This window comes from Variovorax sp. EL159, from assembly GCF_900100965.1.
GTDB lineage: Bacteria > Pseudomonadota > Gammaproteobacteria > Burkholderiales > Burkholderiaceae_C > Variovorax.
In genome coordinates this window covers 485976-504644 of the sequence record NZ_FMUJ01000003.1, presented here as the reverse complement: position 1 = coordinate 504644, position 18669 = coordinate 485976, and the positions used below count along the sequence as shown (strand labels likewise).

General features: G+C 66.7%; 13 protein-coding genes. 5 read left to right on the top strand and 8 right to left on the bottom strand.

All coding sequences use genetic code 11. The features are described from left to right. Positions 1-17: 17 nt before the first annotated feature. Together BLQ28_RS14365 and map are read right to left on the bottom strand one after the other, a co-directional pair. The gene (locus BLQ28_RS14365; protein WP_093240348.1) at positions 18-2624 is read right to left on the bottom strand and encodes a [protein-PII] uridylyltransferase; all 2607 of its coding nucleotides are present in this window, start codon (positions 2622-2624) and stop codon (positions 18-20) included. Between the two features lie 25 nt (positions 2625-2649). Continuing rightward, positions 2650-3474 carry a type I methionyl aminopeptidase gene (map, locus tag BLQ28_RS14360; protein WP_093240345.1) on the bottom strand — a complete coding sequence of 275 codons (825 nt, stop codon included), beginning with the start codon at positions 3472-3474 and terminating at the stop codon, positions 2650-2652. A 198-nt stretch (positions 3475-3672) separates the two neighbouring features. On the opposite strand from map, the gene purL reads away from it, so the two are divergent. Both purL and BLQ28_RS14350 read left to right on the top strand, forming a co-directional pair. Next, positions 3673-7689, top strand: coding sequence for a phosphoribosylformylglycinamidine synthase (gene purL, locus BLQ28_RS14355; RefSeq protein ID WP_093240342.1), 4017 nt, complete (start codon positions 3673-3675; stop codon positions 7687-7689). Positions 7690-7694: 5 nt separating this feature from the next. Next, a complete protein-coding gene (locus BLQ28_RS14350; RefSeq protein ID WP_093240340.1) occupies positions 7695-8006 on the top strand; it encodes a hypothetical protein in 312 nt (103 codons plus the stop codon). Between the two features lie 74 nt (positions 8007-8080). Here the strand turns inward: BLQ28_RS14350 and BLQ28_RS14345 are convergent, their stop codons facing one another. The 6 genes from BLQ28_RS14345 to BLQ28_RS14320 form a co-directional block, all read right to left on the bottom strand. Beyond that, on the bottom strand, positions 8081-8866 hold the full coding sequence (locus BLQ28_RS14345; protein WP_093240339.1) for a peptidylprolyl isomerase: 786 nt from the start codon (positions 8864-8866) through the stop codon (positions 8081-8083). Positions 8867-9018: 152 nt separating this feature from the next. Continuing rightward, entirely contained in the window at positions 9019-9294 is a 276-nt protein-coding gene (locus tag BLQ28_RS14340) for a BolA family protein (protein ID WP_093240337.1), read from the bottom strand. Beyond that, the gene (locus tag BLQ28_RS14335) at positions 9291-9833 is read right to left on the bottom strand and encodes a septation protein A (protein ID WP_093240336.1); all 543 of its coding nucleotides are present in this window, start codon (positions 9831-9833) and stop codon (positions 9291-9293) included. The genes BLQ28_RS14340 and BLQ28_RS14335 overlap by 4 nt, the downstream gene beginning before the upstream one ends. Continuing rightward, on the bottom strand, positions 9830-10240 hold the full coding sequence (gene msrB / locus BLQ28_RS14330) for a peptide-methionine (R)-S-oxide reductase MsrB (protein ID WP_093240334.1): 411 nt from the start codon (positions 10238-10240) through the stop codon (positions 9830-9832). The genes BLQ28_RS14335 and msrB overlap by 4 nt, the downstream gene beginning before the upstream one ends. Continuing rightward, a complete protein-coding gene (locus tag BLQ28_RS14325; protein ID WP_093240333.1) occupies positions 10237-11715 on the bottom strand; it encodes a protein adenylyltransferase SelO in 1479 nt (492 codons plus the stop codon). The genes msrB and BLQ28_RS14325 overlap by 4 nt, the downstream gene beginning before the upstream one ends. Positions 11716-11761: 46 nt before the next feature. Beyond that, positions 11762-12868 (bottom strand): AraC family transcriptional regulator, encoded by a 1107-nt coding sequence (locus tag BLQ28_RS14320; protein WP_093241676.1) that lies wholly within the window; start codon positions 12866-12868, stop codon positions 11762-11764. 149 nt (positions 12869-13017) lie between these two features. On the opposite strand from BLQ28_RS14320, the gene BLQ28_RS14315 reads away from it, so the two are divergent. The 3 genes from BLQ28_RS14315 (at position 13018) to BLQ28_RS14305 (ending at position 18560) form a co-directional block, all read left to right on the top strand. After that, the gene (locus BLQ28_RS14315; RefSeq protein ID WP_093240331.1) at positions 13018-14847 is read left to right on the top strand and encodes a carboxylesterase/lipase family protein; all 1830 of its coding nucleotides are present in this window, start codon (positions 13018-13020) and stop codon (positions 14845-14847) included. A 75-nt stretch (positions 14848-14922) separates the two neighbouring features. Next, a complete protein-coding gene (locus BLQ28_RS14310) occupies positions 14923-16803 on the top strand; it encodes a CocE/NonD family hydrolase (RefSeq protein WP_093240329.1) in 1881 nt (626 codons plus the stop codon). A 113-nt stretch (positions 16804-16916) separates the two neighbouring features. Then, entirely contained in the window at positions 16917-18560 is a 1644-nt protein-coding gene (locus BLQ28_RS14305; RefSeq protein ID WP_093240327.1) for a 3-(methylthio)propionyl-CoA ligase, read from the top strand. The last annotated feature ends 109 nt before the right edge of the window (positions 18561-18669 follow it).

Below are 18669 nucleotides of genomic sequence, written 5' to 3'. Positions count from 1 at the left end.
ACTCGGGAATCGGTTGCTCAGGAGGCCAGGGCTTCCATCAGGTCGGTTTCGATGGCCAGCTGCGTCTTCTGGCCCTGCAGTTCGGGGCCGCTGATGAGGAAGCTGTCTTCCACGCGCTCGCCCAGCGTCGTGACCTTGGCGAGCTGCAGGTTCAGGTGATGGCGCGCAAGCACGCGGGCTACCGAGTACAGCAGGCCCGCGCGGTCGCTGGCCGAGATGCTGAGCACCCAGCGCTGCGCCTTGTCGTCGGGCACGAGGCTGATGCGCGGCTTGATCGGAAAGCTGCGCACCCGGCGCGACACTCGGCCCATGCTGGGCGCGGGCAGGGCGCCGGCCTCGGTGAGCGTCTGCGCCAGGCCCGACTCGACCATGCTGATGAGGTCGCGGTAGTGGTCGGGCAGGAAGGTGGTCACGACCTGGAAGGTGTCGAGCGCGTAGCCGTTGCTCGTGGTGTGCACCTTGGCATCGAGGATGCTGAAGGACGACTGGTCGAAGTAGCCGCAGATGCGCGCGAACAGATCGGGCTGGTCGGGCGTGTAGACGACCACCTGCAGCCCTTCGCCCACCGGCGACAGGTGCGCGCGCACGATGGGCGGCGCCTTCGGGTCGATGGGCACGTTCTTGGGCGGCACGAAGCGCGAGAGCTGCTTGGCGTGCCAGGCGATCTCGGTGGCGTCGTGGCGCATGAAGTAGCCGACGTCGAGCGTGTCCCACAAGGCCTTGTGCGCCTCGAAGCGCTGGGCGTGCAGGGCGAGCAGCACCAGCGCCTCGCGCTTGCGCGACTCGACCTCGGCGTCCGGGTCGGGCATGCGCCCGCCGAGTGCACGCAGGGTGAAGCGGTACAGGTCTTCGAGCAGCTTGCCCTTCCAGGCATTCCACACGCGCGGCGAGGTGCCGCGGATGTCGGCAACCGTCAGCAGGTACAGCGCGGTGAGATAGCGCTCGTTGCCCACGCGCTTGGCGAAGGCGCCAATCACCTCGGGGTCGCTCAGGTCCTGCTTCTGCGCGACTTGGCTCATCACCAGGTGCTCGGCGACGAGGAACTCGATGAGCTTCGCGTCTTCGCGCGCAATGCCGTGCTGCTTGCAGAAGCGCTGCACGTCGCGTGCGCCGAGCGTCGAATGGTCGCCGCCGCGGCCCTTGGCGATGTCGTGGAACAGCGCCGCGACATAAAGGATCCACGGCTTGTCCCAGCCGGCCGCGAGCTGCGAGCAGAACGGGTATTCGTGCGCGTGCTCGGCAATGAAGAAGCGGCGCACGTTGCGCAGCACCATCAGGATGTGCTGGTCGACCGTGTACACGTGGAACAGGTCGTGCTGCATCTGCCCCACGATGCTGCGGAACACGCGCAGGTAGCGCCCCAGCACCGAGGTCTGGTTCATCAGCCGGAAGGCATGCGTGATGCCGTAGGGCTGCATCAGGATCCGCATGAAGGTTTCGTGGTTGACCGGGTCGTTGCGGAACTTGCTGTCCATCACGTGGCGCGCGTTGTACAGCGCGCGCAGCGTGCGCGCCGACAGGCCCTTCACGCCGATGGTCTTCTGGTAGAGCAGGAAAGTTTCGAGCACCGCATGCGGCTCGCGCTCGTACAGGTCGTCGCTGGCGATCTCGATCAGGCCGGCGCGCTCGTAGAAGCGCTTGTTGATCGGCGTGGGCTGCTCGCCCTGCGGCTGCAGCCGTTCGGCGATGTTGAGCAGCAGGATCTGGTTGAGCTGCGACACGGCCTTGGCGGCCCAGTAATAGCGCCGCATCAGCGCCTCGCTCGACTTGCGCTGCGATTCGCTTTCGTAGCCGAAGCTCGCGGCCACGGCGGTCTGCAGGTCGAACACCAGGCGGTCTTCGCGCCGGTTGGCGATCACGTGCAGCCGGGCGCGAATGAGCGAGAGCAGGGCCTCGTTGCGCTTGATCTGCTGGGCCTCGAACGAGGTGGCCAGGCCGTTCTTGGCAAGGTCGTCCCAGCGGCTGCCGAAACCGGCGGCCTTGGTCATCCACAAGATGGTCTGCAGGTCGCGCAGGCCGCCGGGCGATTCCTTGCAGTTGGGTTCGAGCGCGTAGGGCGTGTTGTCGAACTTCTGGTGGCGGTGCCGCATCTCTTGCGACTTGGCGACGAAGAAGGCCTGCGGATCGATGGCGCGCGTGAAGCGGCGGCGAAAGGCGGTAAAGAGCTTCTTGTTGCCGGCGATCAGCCGGGCTTCGAGCAGCGAGGTCTGGACGGTGACGTCTTTCTCGGCTTCGGCCAGGCACTCTTCGACCGTGCGCACGCTGGAGCCGATTTCCAGGCCCGCGTCCCAGCAGTGGCCGATGAAGGCCTCGATGCGGGCCGGGTCGATCTCGCTCTCGTGGCCTTCGGGCGGCAGCAGCAGGAGCACGTCGACATCGGAATATGGAAACAGCTCGCCGCGGCCGAAGCCGCCCACGGCCGCCAGCGTCAGCGAGTCGCCGAAATCGGCTTCTTCCCAGAGCGTGCAGAGCGTCTGGTCGGCCAGCGCCGAGAGCTGGCGCAGCACCGTGTGCACGCTGCGGGTGGGGGCGCGCGCAAAGCGCAGGGTGTCGAAGAGGGCGAGCTTCTTCGCGCGATAGGCTTCGCGCAGCGTCGCCACGTCGATCTTGGCTGCTTCGATCACGGCCGGAAGGCGCGCTCGGGGCGCGTCAGGTCTTGGTCGAGGTGACGAAGGAGGGCAGCGGCGGGCTGCCTTCCGACAGGGTCAGCACCTCGTAGCCGGTTTCGGTGACCAGCACCGTGTGCTCCCACTGGGCCGACAGCGAGTGGTCGCGGGTGACGATGGTCCAGCCGTCGTACTGGCCGCCCTTGAAGTCTTCCTTCACGTCGCGCTTGCCGGCGTTGATCATCGGCTCGATGGTGAAGATCATGCCGGGCTTGAGTTCTTCCATGGTGCCGGGGCGGCCGTAGTGCAGCACCTGCGGCTCTTCATGAAAGCGCTGGCCCACGCCGTGGCCGCAGAACTCGCGCACCACCGAGAAGCCCTGGCCTTCGGCGAACTTCTGGATCGCGTGGCCCACGTCGCCCAGGTGGCCGCCGGGGCGCACCTGCAGGATGCCGTGCCACATGGCTTCGAAGGTGATGGAGCACAGGCGCTTGGCCGCGATGGAGGCGTCGCCGATCACGAACATGCGGCTGTTGTCGCCGAACCAGCCGTCCTTGATGACGGTGACGTCGATGTTCATGATGTCGCCCTTCTTCAAGGGCTTGTCATTGGGGATGCCGTGGCACACCACGTGGTTGACCGAAGTGCACAGCGATTTCGGAAAGGGCACGCTGCTTGCGCCCAGGTAACCCACCGTGGCCGAGGTGGTGCCCTGCTTGACCATGTATTCCGCCGCCAGCCGGTCGATCTCGTTCGTCGTGATGCCGGGCTTGATGAAGGGCGTGAGGTAGTCCAGCACTTCGGACCCGAGGCGGCAGGCGACGCGCATGGCGACGATGCCTGCAGCGTCTTTGTAAGTAATGCTCATCCTGGAATTATCCCATCGCAGAATGAACCTGCCCCCAGCGCGGGGCACTTCGTGTTCCCGCTGCCCCCCGAGGGGGGCGGCCAACTTGGGGCGGCCCGGCGTTGGCCTAAAATCCCGGGTTAACGCGGATGACCCCAGTCAGCGGCCATCCGCCCAGATTTCTTGATTCCCAACGCGGCCACCAGGCCCCCATCGACCGTGACGCAGCCCGCACCTCAAGCCCTTCCCGTCGTAACCCTGTTCGAGGGCGGCAGCGCGCTCAGCGACTTCCGCGCGCGGCAACTGCTGCCGAAATTGCAGGCCATCGAGCCGCGCATCGAGGGCATTTCGGCCCGTTTCGTGCACCTCGTGGTGACCGACGCCTCGCTGGGCGATGCCGACCGGGACCGCTTCGCCGCGCTCCTGACCTACGGCGAGCCCTTCGAGGCGCCGGCCAAGGCGGGCACTTCGGTGGTCGTTACGCCCCGGCTGGGCACGGTGTCGCCCTGGGCCTCCAAGGCCACCGACATTGCCCACAACTGCGGCCTGGCGCTGCGCCGGGTCGAGCGCGTCACGCAGTACCACCTGAAGCTCAAGGCCCCGCTGATCGGCAAGGCGCCGGTTCTCGAAGGCGACGCACTGGCCGCCGTGGCAGGCCCGCTGCACGACCGCATGACCGAATCGGTGCTGGCCACCGTCGAGCAGGCGGCCAGCCTGTTCAGCGAACTGCCGGCCCAGCCGATGGCGCAGGTCGACGTGCAGACCGGCGGCCGCGCGGCGCTGGAAGCGGCCAACACCGGCTTCGGCCTGGCGCTGGCCGAGGACGAAATCGACTACCTGGTCGAAGCCTTCACCCGCCTGGGCCGCAACCCGAGCGACGTCGAGCTGATGATGTTCGCGCAGGCCAACAGCGAGCACTGCCGCCACAAGATCTTCAACGCCAACTTCACCATCGACGGCACGGCGCAGCCGCAAAGCCTGTTCTCGATGATCCGCCACACCGAGAAGCAGAACCCGCAGCACACGGTGATCGCCTATGCGGACAACGCCTCGGTGATGGAGGGCAACAACATCGAGCGCTTCGTGGCACGTGCGAGCGCATCGGGCGAGCAGGGCTATCAAAAAGAGAGCGCCCTGAGCCACGTGCTCATGAAGGTCGAGACGCACAACCACCCGACGGCCATTTCGCCTTTCCCGGGTGCCTCGACCGGCGCGGGCGGCGAGATTCGCGACGAAGGCGCCACCGGCCGGGGCTCCAGGCCCAAGGCCGGCCTGACCGGCTTCACCGTGTCCAAGCTGTGGCCTGAAGACGGTCACTACGGCAAGCCCGAGCACATCGCCAGCCCGCTGCAGATCATGACCGAGGGCCCGCTGGGCGGCGCCGCGTTCAACAACGAATTCGGCCGGCCCAACCTGCTGGGTTACTTCCGCGAGTACGAGCAGACCATCGCGAGCGACCTCGACACCGTGCAGCGCGGCTATCACAAGCCCATCATGATCGCGGGCGGCCTCGGCAGCATCGACGCCGCGCAGACCAAGAAGATCCAGTTCCCGGCCGGCTCGCTGCTGATCCAGCTCGGCGGCCCCGGCATGCGCATCGGCATGGGCGGCAGCGCCGCCAGCTCGATGGCCACCGGCGCCAACGCGGCCGAGCTCGACTTCGACTCAGTGCAGCGCGGCAACCCCGAAATCGAACGCCGTGCGCAGGAGGTCATCAACCACTGCTGGCAGCAGGGTGCGGCCAACCCGATCCTGGCGATCCACGACGTGGGCGCGGGCGGCCTGAGCAACGCCTTCCCCGAGCTGACCAACGACGCCGGCCGTGGCGCGCGCTTCGACCTGCGCGCCGTGCCGCTCGAAGAGTCGGGCATGGCGCCCAAGGAAATCTGGTGCAACGAAAGCCAGGAGCGCTACGTGCTGGCCATCGCGCCGGAATCGCTCGAACAGTTCAAGGCTTTCTGCGAGCGCGAGCGCTGCCCGTTCTCGGTGGTCGGCGTGGCGACCGAAGCGCGCCAGCTGCTGGTGGCCGACGAAGGCGCCGCGGTCCAGCCGGTCGACATGCCGATGGACGTGCTGCTCGGCAAGCCGCCCAAGATGCACCGCGATGTGAAGAGCGTCGCCCGCAGCTTCAAGCCGCTCGACCTCACGGGCGTCGACCTGCAGAAGGCCGCCATCGACGTGCTTGCGCACCCGACCGTGGCGTCCAAGCGCTTCCTGATCACTATCGGCGACCGCACCGTGGGCGGCCTGAGCCACCGCGACCAGATGGTCGGCCCGTGGCAGGTGCCTGTGGCCGACTGCGCCGTGACGCTGGCCGACTACAAGGGCTTCGCCGGTGAAGCCATGAGCATGGGCGAGCGCACGCCGCTGGCCGCGCTCGACGCGCCGGCCTCGGGCCGCATGGCCGTGGCCGAGGCCATCACCAACCTGCTGGCCGCGCCGATCGAACTCTCGCGCGTCAAGCTCTCGGCCAACTGGATGGCGGCTTGCGGCGAACCCGGCGAAGACGCCGCGCTGTACGAAACCGTCAAGGCCGTGGGCCTGGAACTGTGCCCGGCGCTGGGCGTGTCGATTCCGGTCGGCAAGGATTCGCTGTCGATGCGCACGCAGTGGAAGGACGAAGGGCAGGCCAAGAAGGTCACCTCGCCCGTGAGCCTGATCGTCACCGCCTTTGCCACCCTGGCCGATGTGCGCGGCACGCTCACGCCGCAGCTCGACGCCACCGAAGCCGACACCACGCTCGTGCTGATCGACCTGGGCCGTGGCCAGCACCGCATGGCCGGCAGCATCCTGTCGCAGACGCTCAACCAGAGCGGCGACGCCGTGCCCGACCTCGACGATCCGGCGCAACTGGTCGCGCTGGTGAACGCCGTGAACGCGCTGCGCGCCGACGGCAAGATCCTCGCGATGCACGACCGCAGCGACGGCGGCCTGTTCGCCACCGCCTGCGAAATGGCCTTTGCCGGCCATGTCGGCGTGGCGCTCAACGTCGACATGCTGGTCACCGAGGGTGACGGCATTTCCGACAGCCGCATGGAAACCGGCGACGCCAAGAACTGGGCGCAGCAGGTCAGCGGCCGGCGCGAAGAGCTCACGCTCAAGGCGCTGTTCAACGAAGAACTCGGCATGGTGCTGCAGGTGCGCACGGCCGAGCGCAACGACGTGATGCAGGTGCTGCGTACCCATGGCCTGAGCGCCCACAGCCATTTCGTCGGCAAGACGCGGCCGGCCAGCTCGACCATGGACGCCGGCAAGGGCAAGCTCGAAATCTGGCGCGATGCCAAGTCGGTCTTCAGCGCGACCTTGCAAGACCTGCAGCAGGTGTGGGATTCGGTCAGCTGGAAGATCGCCCGCGAGCGCGACAACCCGGCCTGCGCCGATGCCGAGCACGCCGCGGCCGGCGAGCCTTCGGACCCGGGCATGCACGTGTTCCTGCCGAACGCGCAGCCGGCGGCCCCGGCCATCCTCCAATCCCGGCCGAAGGTCGCGATCCTGCGCGAGCAGGGCGTCAACTCGCATGTCGAGATGGCCTATGCCTTCACCGAGGCGGGCTTCGAGGCCTACGACGTCCACATGACCGACCTGCAGACGGGCAGGGCAGACCTGGCCAACTTCAAGGGCGTGGTCGCCTGCGGCGGCTTCAGCTACGGCGACACGCTGGGCGCCGGCATCGGCTGGGCCCGCAGCATCACCTTCAACCCGAAGCTGGCCGAGCAGTTCAAGGCCTTCTTCGGCCGTACCGACACCTTCGGTCTGGGCGTGTGCAACGGCTGCCAGATGTTTGCCGAACTGGCCGACATCATTCCGGGCGCCGAAGCCTGGCCGCGCTTCACCACCAACCAGAGCGAGCGCTTCGAGGCTCGCCTGTCGATGGTCGAAGTGCTCGAATCGCCCAGCATCTTCTTCGCGGGCATGGCCGGCAGCCGCCTGCCGATCGCGGTTGCGCACGGCGAGGGCTACGCCAACTTCAAGCACCGCGGCGATGCGGCCAAGGCCATCGCGGCCATGCGCTTCGTCGACAACCACGGCAAGCCGACCGAGCAGTACCCGTTCAACCCGAACGGCAGCGCAGGCGGCCTGACCTCGGTCACCACGCCTGACGGCCGCTTCACCGCCGTGATGCCGCACCCGGAGCGCGTGTTCCGCAACATCCAGATGAGCTGGACGCCGGGCGACCGCAGCGAACTGAGCCCCTGGATGCAGATCTGGCGCAATGCGCGCCGCTGGGTGGGCTGAAGCCGATGCTCGACCTCGACCATCCGCAAAGCCGGCACGTGCTGGAAGCGGCGCGGATCGAGGACCTGATTCGCAAGCAACTGCTCGCGTGGCAGGGCGACCCGGCTGCCGAGCCGGTGGCCCGTGCGCAGGTGTTGCAGGTCCTGCTGCCGCAACTCGATGCGCTCAACGCCGCGCATTTCGGCGCCTCGAAGAAGATCGTGCGCACGCTCGACGCGCTGCGCCGTGCGATGCAGGGCGACAGCGCGGATGCCGCCTGGCGGGCCTTTCTTGTGCTCGACGGGCCGGGCGACAACTTCGGCACCTGGGCGATCTGATCTCGCCGGTTTCGAGGCAATAAAAAAGCGGCCCGTAGGCCGCTTTTTTGTGGGGGCAGAAGCCGGAGGCTTGCTTACTCCACCTTCGCCTTCGCGCGCAGTTCTTCCTGGTACTTCTGCAGGCGTTGTTGCTGCAGCTGCTGGATGATCTGCGGCTTCACTTCTTCCAGCTTCGGCAGTTGGGCCTGGCGGATGTCGTCGACACGGATGATGTGCCAGCCGAACTGCGTCTTGATGGGCGCGGGGGTGGTCTCGCCCTTCTTGAGCTTGATCATGGCTTCGGAGAACTCGGGCACGAAGCTCGCGGGGTTGGCCCAGTCGAGGTCGCCGCCGTTGGCGCCCGATCCCGGGTCCTTGCTCTGCTTCTTGGCGATGTCTTCGAACTTGGCACCCTTCTTCAGGTCGGCCATGATCTTCTTGGCCTGGTCTTCGGTTTCGACCAGGATGTGGCGGGCCTTGTATTCCTTGCCGCCATTGGCCGCGACGAACTTGTCGTACTCGGCCTTCACGTCGGCGTCCGAGATCGGGTTGGTCTTGCGGTAGTTGTCGAACAGGGCGCGGATCAGGATGGCCTGGCGTGCGAGTTCGAGCTGGTTCTTGTAGTCGTCGCTGGCGTCCAGGCCCTGCTTTTGCGCTTCCTGCATGAACACTTCGCGCGCCACGATTTCCTCGCGCAGCTGGCCTTGCATTTCAGGCGTCACCGGGCGGCCGGCAGCGGCGAGCTGTTGTGCCAGCACGTCCATGCGGGCCTTGGGCACCGGCTTGCCGTTGACGATGGCTGCGTTCTGCGCCAGAGCCGCCATGGGGATGGCACCGAGCAGCGCTGCGGCCGCAACGGCCTGCAAGATTTGTTTTTTCATGGAATGAATATCAAGCTGGGAAGGAAATGCGCGTGTAGGAAAAGGCGCGTGAAAGAAAGCAGGAATGGGGGAGAAATTGGGGAAGAAGGGGTTGGGTGGCCGGCTTGCCGCGACGAATGCGATTGGTGGCCGGCATATGACCCATGGACGACTCAGAGCACCTCGATGGCGATGGCGTGCAGACCCTGTGCGATAAAAACTTGGAGGGCATCATACACAAGCCGATGCCGCGCCACGCGGGGCTTTCCGGCGAAAAGCGGGGAGGCGATGCGCACCCGGAAATGGGTGCCGCGGCCCTCCGCGTTGGCGCCCGCATGGCCGGCGTGGGCGCCGCTCTCGTCGATCACTTCGAGCGCCGTGGGCGCCAGTGCTTCGCGCAGCGCGGCCTCGAGGTCGGCCGCGGTGGGCAGGAGTGCAGCGGTGCTCATGCGGTGGGCTTGTCGTCGCCCTTCAGGTGCGGCGCAATGTACAGGCCCTGCGCCACCAGGAAGACGATGGGGAACACGTAGCCCCAGAGCTTGAAGTTGACCCAGGCCTCGGTGGTGAAGTAGGCCGCCACGTAGCCGTTGATGAGCGCCATGAAGAGGCAATAGCCGATCCACGCCACGTTCAGGCGGCCCCAGATGCGCTCGGGCAGCTCGAGCTGCTGGCCCAGCAGCATCTTCAGGAAGTTCTTCTTCAGCGCCCAGAGCGCCACCGCCAGCGCGATCGCCATGGCGCCGTAGAGCACCGTCGGCTTCCACTTGATGAAGCGGTCGTCGTGCAGCGCCAGCGTGAGCGTGCCGAACAGCAGGATCAGCACCAGCGTGGCCTTCTGCATCGCCTGCAGCTTGCGTTCCATGGCGTAGATGACCGCCATCTGCACCACGGTGGCGGCCATCAGCACGCCGGTGGCGGTGTAGATGTCGCCCAGCTTGTAGGCGCCGAAGAACAGCAGGATCGGGAAGAAGTCGAGGAGCAGTTTCATTTTTTCTGGAAGTCGAGCGACGCCGAGTTCATGCAGTAGCGCAGGCCGGTTTCGGTCGGGCCGTCGGGGAACACGTGGCCCAGGTGGGCGCCGCAATTCGCGCAGACGTTCTCGGTGCGCACCAAGCCGTGCGAGCGGTCGACGATGTTGCGGATGGCGCCGGGAACGGCTTCTTCGGAGAAGCTGGGCCAGCCGCAGCCCGCGTCGAACTTGGTGCTCGACTCGAACAGCTTGGCGCCGCAGCACACGCAGTGGTAGGTGCCGTCGTCCCAGTGCGCTTCGTACTTGCCGGTGAAGGGGCGCTCGGTGGCGGCGTGACGCGTGACCTCGAAGGCTGCAGGCTCGGCGCCTTTTTCAGGGAGGAGGGCTTTCCATTCGGCGTCGGTCTTTTCAACGGGGTTGGTCATGATGAGCAGCTGATTTCAATCGTGGACGCCCAGTCGGGCGGGAAGCCGGCATACGCGTCGGCGCCGGGGTGTTCTTCAAATGGGGTCTCGAGCAGCGCCAGCAAGACTGCCACACCCGAGTTGTCTTTTTGCTGACTTGCTTCGATGGCTTGCTGGCCGAGGTGGTTCCGCAGCACGAACTTGGGGTTGGATTTGAGCATCAAATCGGCCGCTTGCGAGCGTTGGCCCTTCACATGCCGCTCTGAAAACAATAGCAGCCAGGCGTCGAAGCCCTCGCGGTCGAGGAACAGGTCGCGCACCGGTTCGACCTGGCCGTCGGCCATGAAGTGCGAGAGCCGGCGCCAGAAGATCGTGTAGTCGACCTTGCCCGCGGCCAGCAGCTTGAGCACGCCTTCGATCAGCGCGCGGTCGCCTTCGGCCGAATCGGTCAGGCCGAGCTTGGCGCGCATGCGGGCCTCGAACTCGGTGGGGAACACGGTCTTGTACGACTCCAGCGCGGCCACCGCGACTTCCTGGTCGCCGATCAGCGGCAGCAGCGCCTGCGCCAGGCAGAACAGGTTCCAGTACGCCACGTTGGGCTGCTGGTTGAAGGCGTAGCGCCCGCCGGTGTCGCTGTGGTTGCAGATGTGGCGCGGATCGAAACCGTCGAGAAACTGGAACGGCCCGTAGTCGATGGTGAGCCCGAGGATGCTCATGTTGTCGGTGTTCATCACCCCGTGGCAAAAGCCCACGGCCTGCCATTGCGCGAGCAGGGCGGCGGTGCGCTCGCTCACCGCTTCGAGAAAGGCCGCGTAGGCATTGCCGTCGAAGCGCTCGGTGGTGCGGCAGGCCGGGTAGTAGCGGTCGATGACGTAGTCGGCCAGCGCGCGCAGTTCGTCTTCGCGCTGGTTGGCTGCAAAGTGCTCGAAGTGGCCAAAGCGGATGAAGCTGGGCGCCACGCGGGTGACCACGGCGGCGCTTTCCAGCTCTTCGCGGCGCACGCGGGCGTCGGAGCCGGTCACGCAGAGCGCGCGGGTGGTCGGGATGCCCAGGCCGTGCATGGCCTCGCTGCAGAGAAATTCGCGGATGCTCGATCGCAGCACCGCACGGCCGTCGCCGCCGCGCGAATAGGGCGTGCGGCCCGCGCCCTTCAGTTGCACTTCGAGGCCGGCTTCGGTCTCGCCGATCATGATCGCGCGGCCATCGCCCAACTGGCCCGCCCACACGCCGAACTGGTGGCCGCTATAGACCGTGGCGAAGGGTTGCGTGCCGGCGATCTGCATGCTGCCCGTGAGTGCCGACAGCGTGCTGTCGGAAGGCCAATCGGCCGGCAGGCCGAGTTCGCGCGCGACGGCCTCGCTGCGGCACACCCAGTACGGGTCGGGCAGCGGTGTCGGTTGCAGTGCGGTGAAAAACGCGGGGCCGAGGGTCGAAAAGCCGGGTTTCCAGCGCAATCCCAGGTCCGCGACGTCGGTGTCTTCAGCAAGCAGGCTCATCGCCGGATTGTCCGGCAGAGCGCGAAACCCCTTGCCGGCGGGGCCTTCAGTTCAGCAGCGCGCCGGCTGGCAGCATCCTGCCCACCGGGCCACTGCCTTGCCAGATCCGCGCCCGGTACTGCGCGGGCGGCAGTCCAAACCAGCGCTTGCAGGCGCGAAAGAAATTGCTGGTGTCCACAAAGCCCAGCAGGTCGGCCACGTCGGTCAGCGTGTGGCGCTGCTCGGCCAGGTACTGCTGCGCCAGTTCGCGGCGGGTGCGGTCGAGCAGTGACTGGAACGACACCGACTCTTCCTGCAGCCGGCGCTGCAAGGTGCGCTCGGCAATGCCGAGGCCGGCCGCCACGTCCTGCCGTCGCGGCTCGCCTTGCTGCAGCCGGCGCGCGATCTCGGCGCACACGAGGCTGCTGGTGGTGGTCTGGCCGAGCTGGGTCAGCTGGTCTTCGAGCAGGTGCTGGTGCATCTCGGCCAGCGCTGGATGGTGCGTCGGCAGGTGCATCGTCATGTCGACGGTTGACAGCAGCAGGCGGTTGGCGCTGCAGTTGAAGCGGATGTCGCAGCCGAAAGCTTCGCGGTGCGGGCGGTCGTCGGCCGGGGCAGGGTAGACGAACTCCACCATCAGCGGCTGCAGGTCGCGCCGTGCGGCCCAGCGGGCGAAGGTGAACAGCGTCAGCAGCGCGTATTCGACGCGCTGGCGCGGAATCGGCAGGCTGCCGCCGCTGTGCTCCAGCGACATCCAGCTGCCGCGCGGGTCGTCGTTCATCGAGAAGGTGGTGGCGTCCGAGATCACGGCCATGTAGCGCGTGAGGCTGCCCAGGCTGGTCTTCAGGTCGGGCGCGCAGGCCATCGCATGGCCGACGGTGCCCAGCTTGCTGTAGGTCGAGGCCAGTTCGCGGTTCAGGCCCAGCGTGGGCTTGCCGACGCGCGACACCGCCAGCTGCCAGAGCATCGTGATCTCGTCGACCGGAAAGCGCGCGTTCTGCTGGTGCAACGACTCCGGATCGAACCCCGCGTCGCGCAGCAGCGCGGGCACGTCGAGCCCTTCGGCCTCGAACATTCCGAGCACCCCTTCCAGCCAGTCGGCGGAGCTGGTGCGCAGTTCGGGCTGCGGCACACAGGCCCCCCGGCGCTGCGGACGGCGCAAGTGGCGGGGGATTTGTGCTCCTGAAGTCATTGCTTTGGCTCGTTTGTGATAGCGGGAAATGCGGGGCCGGTTTCTAGAATTTTTGTGGGTTCGGCGGGCCGGAGTATGGGTGCCGGGCGCCGATGCACGCATTCCGATTAACCCGGTGTGGAGACAAAAAAATGAACAGCACAGAGACAACGGAAAACCAGGGTACGGCAAGGGCAGGAACGACAAAGGCCGGCGCGATCGCGCTGGCCGTGACCGCATGCGTGGCCCTGTCGGCCTGCGGCGGCGGATCGTCGGGGTCAGGCTTCATTCCCCTGCCGCCACCGGCAGCCGTCGTACCACCACCCGCGCCGCCCGCACCGCCCGCCGACGGCCCCATGGTTCGCCAGACCTCGGCCGGCAAGATCGAAGGCGTGGACGACAGCGCCAACTCGGGCAGCTACTTCTGGAAGGGCGTTCCCTTCGCGCAAGCGCCTGTGGGCGATCTGCGCTGGCGCGCGCCGGTCGAGCCCACGGCCTGGAGCGACACGCGCAAGGCCGACAAGTTCGGCAATGCCTGCCTGCAGATGGGCCGCATCTACGGCCCCGGCAGCCACAACACTTATGACGCGAGCATCGGCACCACCCTGAACACCCCGGTCGGCAGCGAAGACTGCCTGACGCTCAACATCTGGCGTCCGGCCAACACCGACAAGAACCTGCCGGTGCTGCTGTTCCTGTATGGCGGCAGCAATATCTCGGGCTACACCGCCGACCCGGTGTACGACGGTGCCAGGCTCGCGAAGGCCACGAACGCCGTCATCGTCACGGCCAACTACCGCGTCGGCATCCTGGGCTACCTGGCCATACCGCAACTGCGCACCGGCAGCACCGCGGGCGACGACTCGGGCAACTTCACCATGCTCGACAACATGGCGGCGCTGCGCTACATCCAGAAGAACATCGAGGTGTTCGGCGGAGACCCCGGCAACGTCACGCTGTCGGGCCAGTCGGCCGGCGGCACCAACGTGCTGGCGCTGCTGGCGTCGCCGATGGCCAAGGGCCTGTTCCACAAGGCGTTGCCGATCAGCGCGGGGCTGTCGCTGCAGAGCAATCTGACTGCCGGGTTGCCCACGCTGAGCCCCGAATCGACCGCGCTCACGCAGGGCCAGAACATCTTGAAGACGCTGGTGGTGGTCGACGGCAAGGCATCGAACGCCACCGCCGCGAGCTACATCGCCGCGCAGCCGCCGGCGCAGATCGCCGCCTACCTGCGCGGGCAGGATGCGAACAAGCTGCTGGCCAACGTGCTGGCCGCGGGCCTGAACAGCGCCGGGCCGATTCCCGATGGCAAGGTGTTGCCGGTCGATCCCATCCATGAGATCGGCGTCGGCAACTACAACAAGGTGCCCTTGCTGCTGGGCTTCACGCGGGACGAGGGCAAGCTTTTCGCGCCGCTGCTTGCCAGCCTGGCGCCGGGTGCCAAGCCGGGCCACCTCATCAGCGACGCCGCGCGGTTCTCGATGATGATGAACTTCAAGCCCGACGAGCCCACGCCGCTGACGGTGGCCGACATCATCGATCCGTCGTACCTGCCGATCACGGCACCCGGCACCGGCTTCAATGCGAAGACCGCGCTCATCACGCAACTGCTGGGCGACGCCAGCCGCGTGAACCTGCTCGACACGCTGAAGCTGCAGCAGCCGAACAGCGTCTGGCACTACCGCTTCGACTGGGCGCAGGAACCCGCGCCGTGGAACGACGTGTACGGCGCCGCGCACGGCTTTGACCTAGGCTTCATGTTCGGCAACTTCGGGCCGTCGCTCTTTTCCAGCGTGACCAACAGCACCGCCAACAAGCCGGGCCGCGTGGCGTTGTCGAACGCCATGATGGCCAGCATCGGCGCCTTCATGCGCAAGGGCGACCCGAACACGCCCGAACTCGGCGCCACCTGGGCGCCCTGGCCAGCCACGCTGCGCTACGACGCCACGCTCACCGAAACCCGGATCACGACGACGCCCTGAGTCGCCGGATCGCTTGAGTCGCCCCGAATCGCGCCTGGGCCGCGCATGACTTCAAAACAACAACGGAGACAACCAATGACGACTTTCAGACACCCCAACCGCTGGCGGCTTGCCGCTTCGCTCGTGGCCGTTGCGGCCGGCCTTGCCGCATGCGGCGGCGGCTCGCACAGCGGGTTCTCGTTCTTTCCGTCGGCCGGCTCGCCGCCGCCGGCCACCACGCCCGAAGCCCAGCCCGAGAAGGGCCCGGTGCGCAAGTGGGGCTACATCACGCTGCCCGATGGCAACAAGATGCGCTACTCGCTGCTGCTGCCCAGTGCCACCGGCAGCTTTCCGCTGCTGGTGGAGTACGACGGCTACAGCTCGGGCTCGGCCCCGAACGTCGGCCAGCCCTGGTTGGCCGAAGGCTATGCGGTCATGGGCCTGAACGTGCCTGGCACCGGCTGCTCGACCGGTGAAGACCAGGTGTTCGACGCCAGCACCGGCGCGGCCGGCGCCTTCGCGCTCGAATGGGCCGGCAAGCAGCCATGGTCGAACGGCAAGATCGGCATGATCGGCTACTCGTATTCGGGCTACAACCAGCTGTGGGTGGCGGCGCACCGGCCCAAGGGCCTGCTGGCCATCACGCCCAGCAAGAACGTGACCGACCCGTACCGCGACGTGGGCTACCCCGGCGGCATCAAGAACATCGGCTTTCCGGCGCAGTGGTGGGGCGGGTTCCCGGCCACCTGGAACAAGGCCGCCGATATCGCGGCCAAGCTCGACGGCGACACCGAGTGCGCCAAGACCGTGGCCGACAACATCGCGAAGATCAAGCGGCCCGATCTGGACCTGACGAAGTGGCTGGAGAACCCCTACGCCGACGGCCTGTACGTCAAGCGCAGTGCGTTCTACGAGACCGGCAAGATCGACATTCCCGCGCTGGGCACCCAGTCGTGGCAGGACGAGCAGATCGGCCCGCGCTCGGGCTACTACGAGGACACGATGGCGCCCGAGAAGATGTGGCTCATCAGCGCCAACGGCGACCACCACACCAACGTCACCTCCGACTACATCGACAGCACGCTCAAGCGCTTCCTGGCCCATTTCGTGAAGGGCGAAGACAACGGCTTCGAAAAAGAGCCGCATGTGCGCCTGCTGCAGGAGATGCAGAAGATCGACCAGAAGGCCATCACCGGTGCGCCGAAGCTCAAGCCCACGGGCGTGGCCGAGTTCGACCGCCTGCCGGTCAAGGTCACGCCGATGCGCCTGTGGATGCAGCCGGGCGGCGTGCTTGCCGATGCCAAGCCGACGCAGGCTTCCGATTCTTCGACCTACCGCTACCCGATGAAGAGTCCGGTGGTGAACAACCCCGCCGCCGAAGGCTGGCAGGCCGTGGCCGACAGCGAAAAGGACGGCCAGCTCACCTTCACCACGGCCGCTCTGCCGGAAGACCTGAGCTTCTACGGCGAAGGCTCGGCCGACCTGTGGATCAACGCCACCGCCGCCGACACCGACCTGCAGCTCACTGTGTCCGAGGTGCGGCCCGACGGGCAGGAGATGTTCGTGCAGCGCGGCTGGCTGCGTGCCTCCAAGCGTGCGCTGGACGGTGCCCGTTCGTCGGTGCTGCGGCCCTTCGGCGACTTCACCAAGGCCACCGAAGCGCCGTTGGATGCAGCCCAGCCCAACCCGGTGCGCGTCGAGATCCAGAAGTTCGCCCACGTGTTCCGCGCCGGCTCCAGCATCCGCGTGACCGTCGATACCCCTTCGCAGACTGGGTTCTGGATCTTCGGCAACAACACCACGGCCTCGACCAACAAGGTGTGGCACGACGCCACGCACCCTTCGAGCATCGTGCTGGGCCACATCCCGTATGCCCATGCGAAGGAGCTGCCGAGCTGCGACAAGACGATCCGCCAGCCGTGCCGCAAGGTCGTGGGCGCGGTGCCCGCGGGTGTCGGGCCGCGGGCGCCCACTTGAGCCGCTTCGTTCAATCATGCAGTGCGGGTTTGTGTCATTGTGCAAGTGGCCGAAGCTTGCGTGAATCTCTTGTTCGCAAGCTTTCAGAAGTCATTTCACAAAGGAGTCCGTAGATGCTGGGTTTGATGCAAGACCAACCGCTTTTGATCTCGTCGCTGATCGAGTTCGTCGAGCGCCACAACGGCGACGGCGAGATCGTCTCGCGCCGGGTCGAAGGCGATATTCACCGCACGACGTGGGGCGGTATCGCATCGCGTGCCCGGCAGGTGGCCAACGCGCTGGACGGCGAGCAATTGCTGTTCAGCGACCGCGTGGCCACGCTGGCCTGGAACGGCTATCGCCACCTGGAGCTGTATTACGGCGTGAGCGGCAGCGGCCGCGTGCTGCACACCATCAACCCGCGCCTGCACCCCGACCAGATCGCCTGGATCGCCAACCACGCCGAAGACCAGATCCTGTGCTTCGACCTGAGCTTCCTGCCGCTGGTGCAGGCGGTGCATGCGCGCTGCCCGACGATCCGCAAGTGGGTGGCACTGTGCGACGCCGACAGGCTGCCGGCCGACAGCGGCGTGCCCAACCTCGTGAGCTACGAAAGCTGGCTCGGCCAGCAGTCTTCGGACTACGACTGGCCGACCTTCGACGAGAACTCGGCGTCGAGCATGTGCTACACGAGCGGCACCACGGGCAACCCGAAGGCCGCGCTCTACAGCCACCGCTCGACGATGCTGCACGCCTACGCCGCGGCGCTGCCCGACGTCATGCGCATCTCGGCGCAAGACTCGGTGCTGCCGGTGGTGCCGATGTTCCACGTCAACGCCTGGGGCATTCCGTACTCGGCCGCGTTGGTGGGCTGCAAGCTGGTGTTTCCGGGCCCGTCGCTCGACGGCAAGTCGGTGTACGAGCTGATCGAGTCCGAGGGCGTCACCTTCGCGGCCGGCGTGCCCACCGTGTGGCAGATGATGCTGGGCCACATGCAGACCAATGGCCTGAAGTTCAGCAAGCTGAACCGCACCGTGATCGGTGGCTCGGCCTGTCCGCCGGCCATGATCACGGCGTTCCAGGAGAACTACAACGTCGAGGTGCTGCACGCCTGGGGCATGACCGAGATGAGCCCGCTGGGCACGCTCTGCACGCTCAAGAACAAGCACCTGTCGCTGCCGGCCGATGCGCAGCTGCAGATCCGCATGAAGCAGGGCCGGGCGATCTTCGGCGTCGACATGAAGATCGTCGATGGCGACGGCAACGAGCTGCCCTGGGACGGCAAGGTCTACGGCGACCTGCTGGTCAAGGGCCCGTGGGTCGTGAAGGAATACTTCAAGGGCGAGGGCGGCAACCCGCTCATCGCCGACGCGCAGGGCCGCGGCTGGTTCCCGACCGGCGACGTTGCCACCATCGACGCCGACGGCTACCTGCAGATCACCGACCGCAGCAAGGACGTGATCAAGTCCGGAGGCGAGTGGATCAGCTCCATCGACATCGAGAACATCGCGGTCGCGCACCCGGCGGTGGCCATGGCCGCCTGCATCGGCGTGTTCCACCCGAAGTGGGACGAGCGCCCGATCATCGCGGTCGTGAAGAAGCCCGGCGCCGAGGTCACGCGCGAGGAGCTGCTGAAGTTCTACGAAGGCAAGACCGCCAAGTGGCAGATCCCCGACGACGTGGTGTTCGTCGATGCCATTCCACTGGGCGCCACCGGCAAGATCCTGAAGACCCGTCTTCGCGAACTGCTCAAGGACTACAAGCTGCCGACGCTCTGAAGACACAAGCCAAGCCCACACGCACTGTCGCGCACGTGATAGCAAGGCCGCCTCGGCGGCCCTTCTTCCGGGCATTCCCTGTGCGGCGAAAAAAAGGGCGCTTGTACGC

Excerpts from the sequence above, each read along its gene's own strand:
- map (WP_093240345.1), bottom strand. The coding sequence starts at position 3,474 with ATGAGCATTACTTACAAAGACGCTGCAGGCATCGTCGCCATGCGCGTC.
- BLQ28_RS14350 (WP_093240340.1), top strand. The coding sequence starts at position 7,695 with ATGCTCGACCTCGACCATCCGCAAAGCCGGCACGTGCTGGAAGCGGCG.
- BLQ28_RS14345 (WP_093240339.1), bottom strand. The coding sequence starts at position 8,866 with ATGAAAAAACAAATCTTGCAGGCCGTTGCGGCCGCAGCGCTGCTCGGT.
- BLQ28_RS14340 (WP_093240337.1), bottom strand. The coding sequence starts at position 9,294 with ATGAGCACCGCTGCACTCCTGCCCACCGCGGCCGACCTCGAGGCCGCG.
- BLQ28_RS14335 (WP_093240336.1), bottom strand. The coding sequence starts at position 9,833 with ATGAAACTGCTCCTCGACTTCTTCCCGATCCTGCTGTTCTTCGGCGCC.
- msrB (WP_093240334.1), bottom strand. The coding sequence starts at position 10,240 with ATGACCAACCCCGTTGAAAAGACCGACGCCGAATGGAAAGCCCTCCTC.
- BLQ28_RS14325 (WP_093240333.1), bottom strand. The coding sequence starts at position 11,715 with ATGAGCCTGCTTGCTGAAGACACCGACGTCGCGGACCTGGGATTGCGC.
- BLQ28_RS14315 (WP_093240331.1), top strand. The coding sequence starts at position 13,018 with ATGAACAGCACAGAGACAACGGAAAACCAGGGTACGGCAAGGGCAGGA.
- BLQ28_RS14310 (WP_093240329.1), top strand. The coding sequence starts at position 14,923 with ATGACGACTTTCAGACACCCCAACCGCTGGCGGCTTGCCGCTTCGCTC.
- BLQ28_RS14305 (WP_093240327.1), top strand. The coding sequence starts at position 16,917 with ATGCTGGGTTTGATGCAAGACCAACCGCTTTTGATCTCGTCGCTGATC.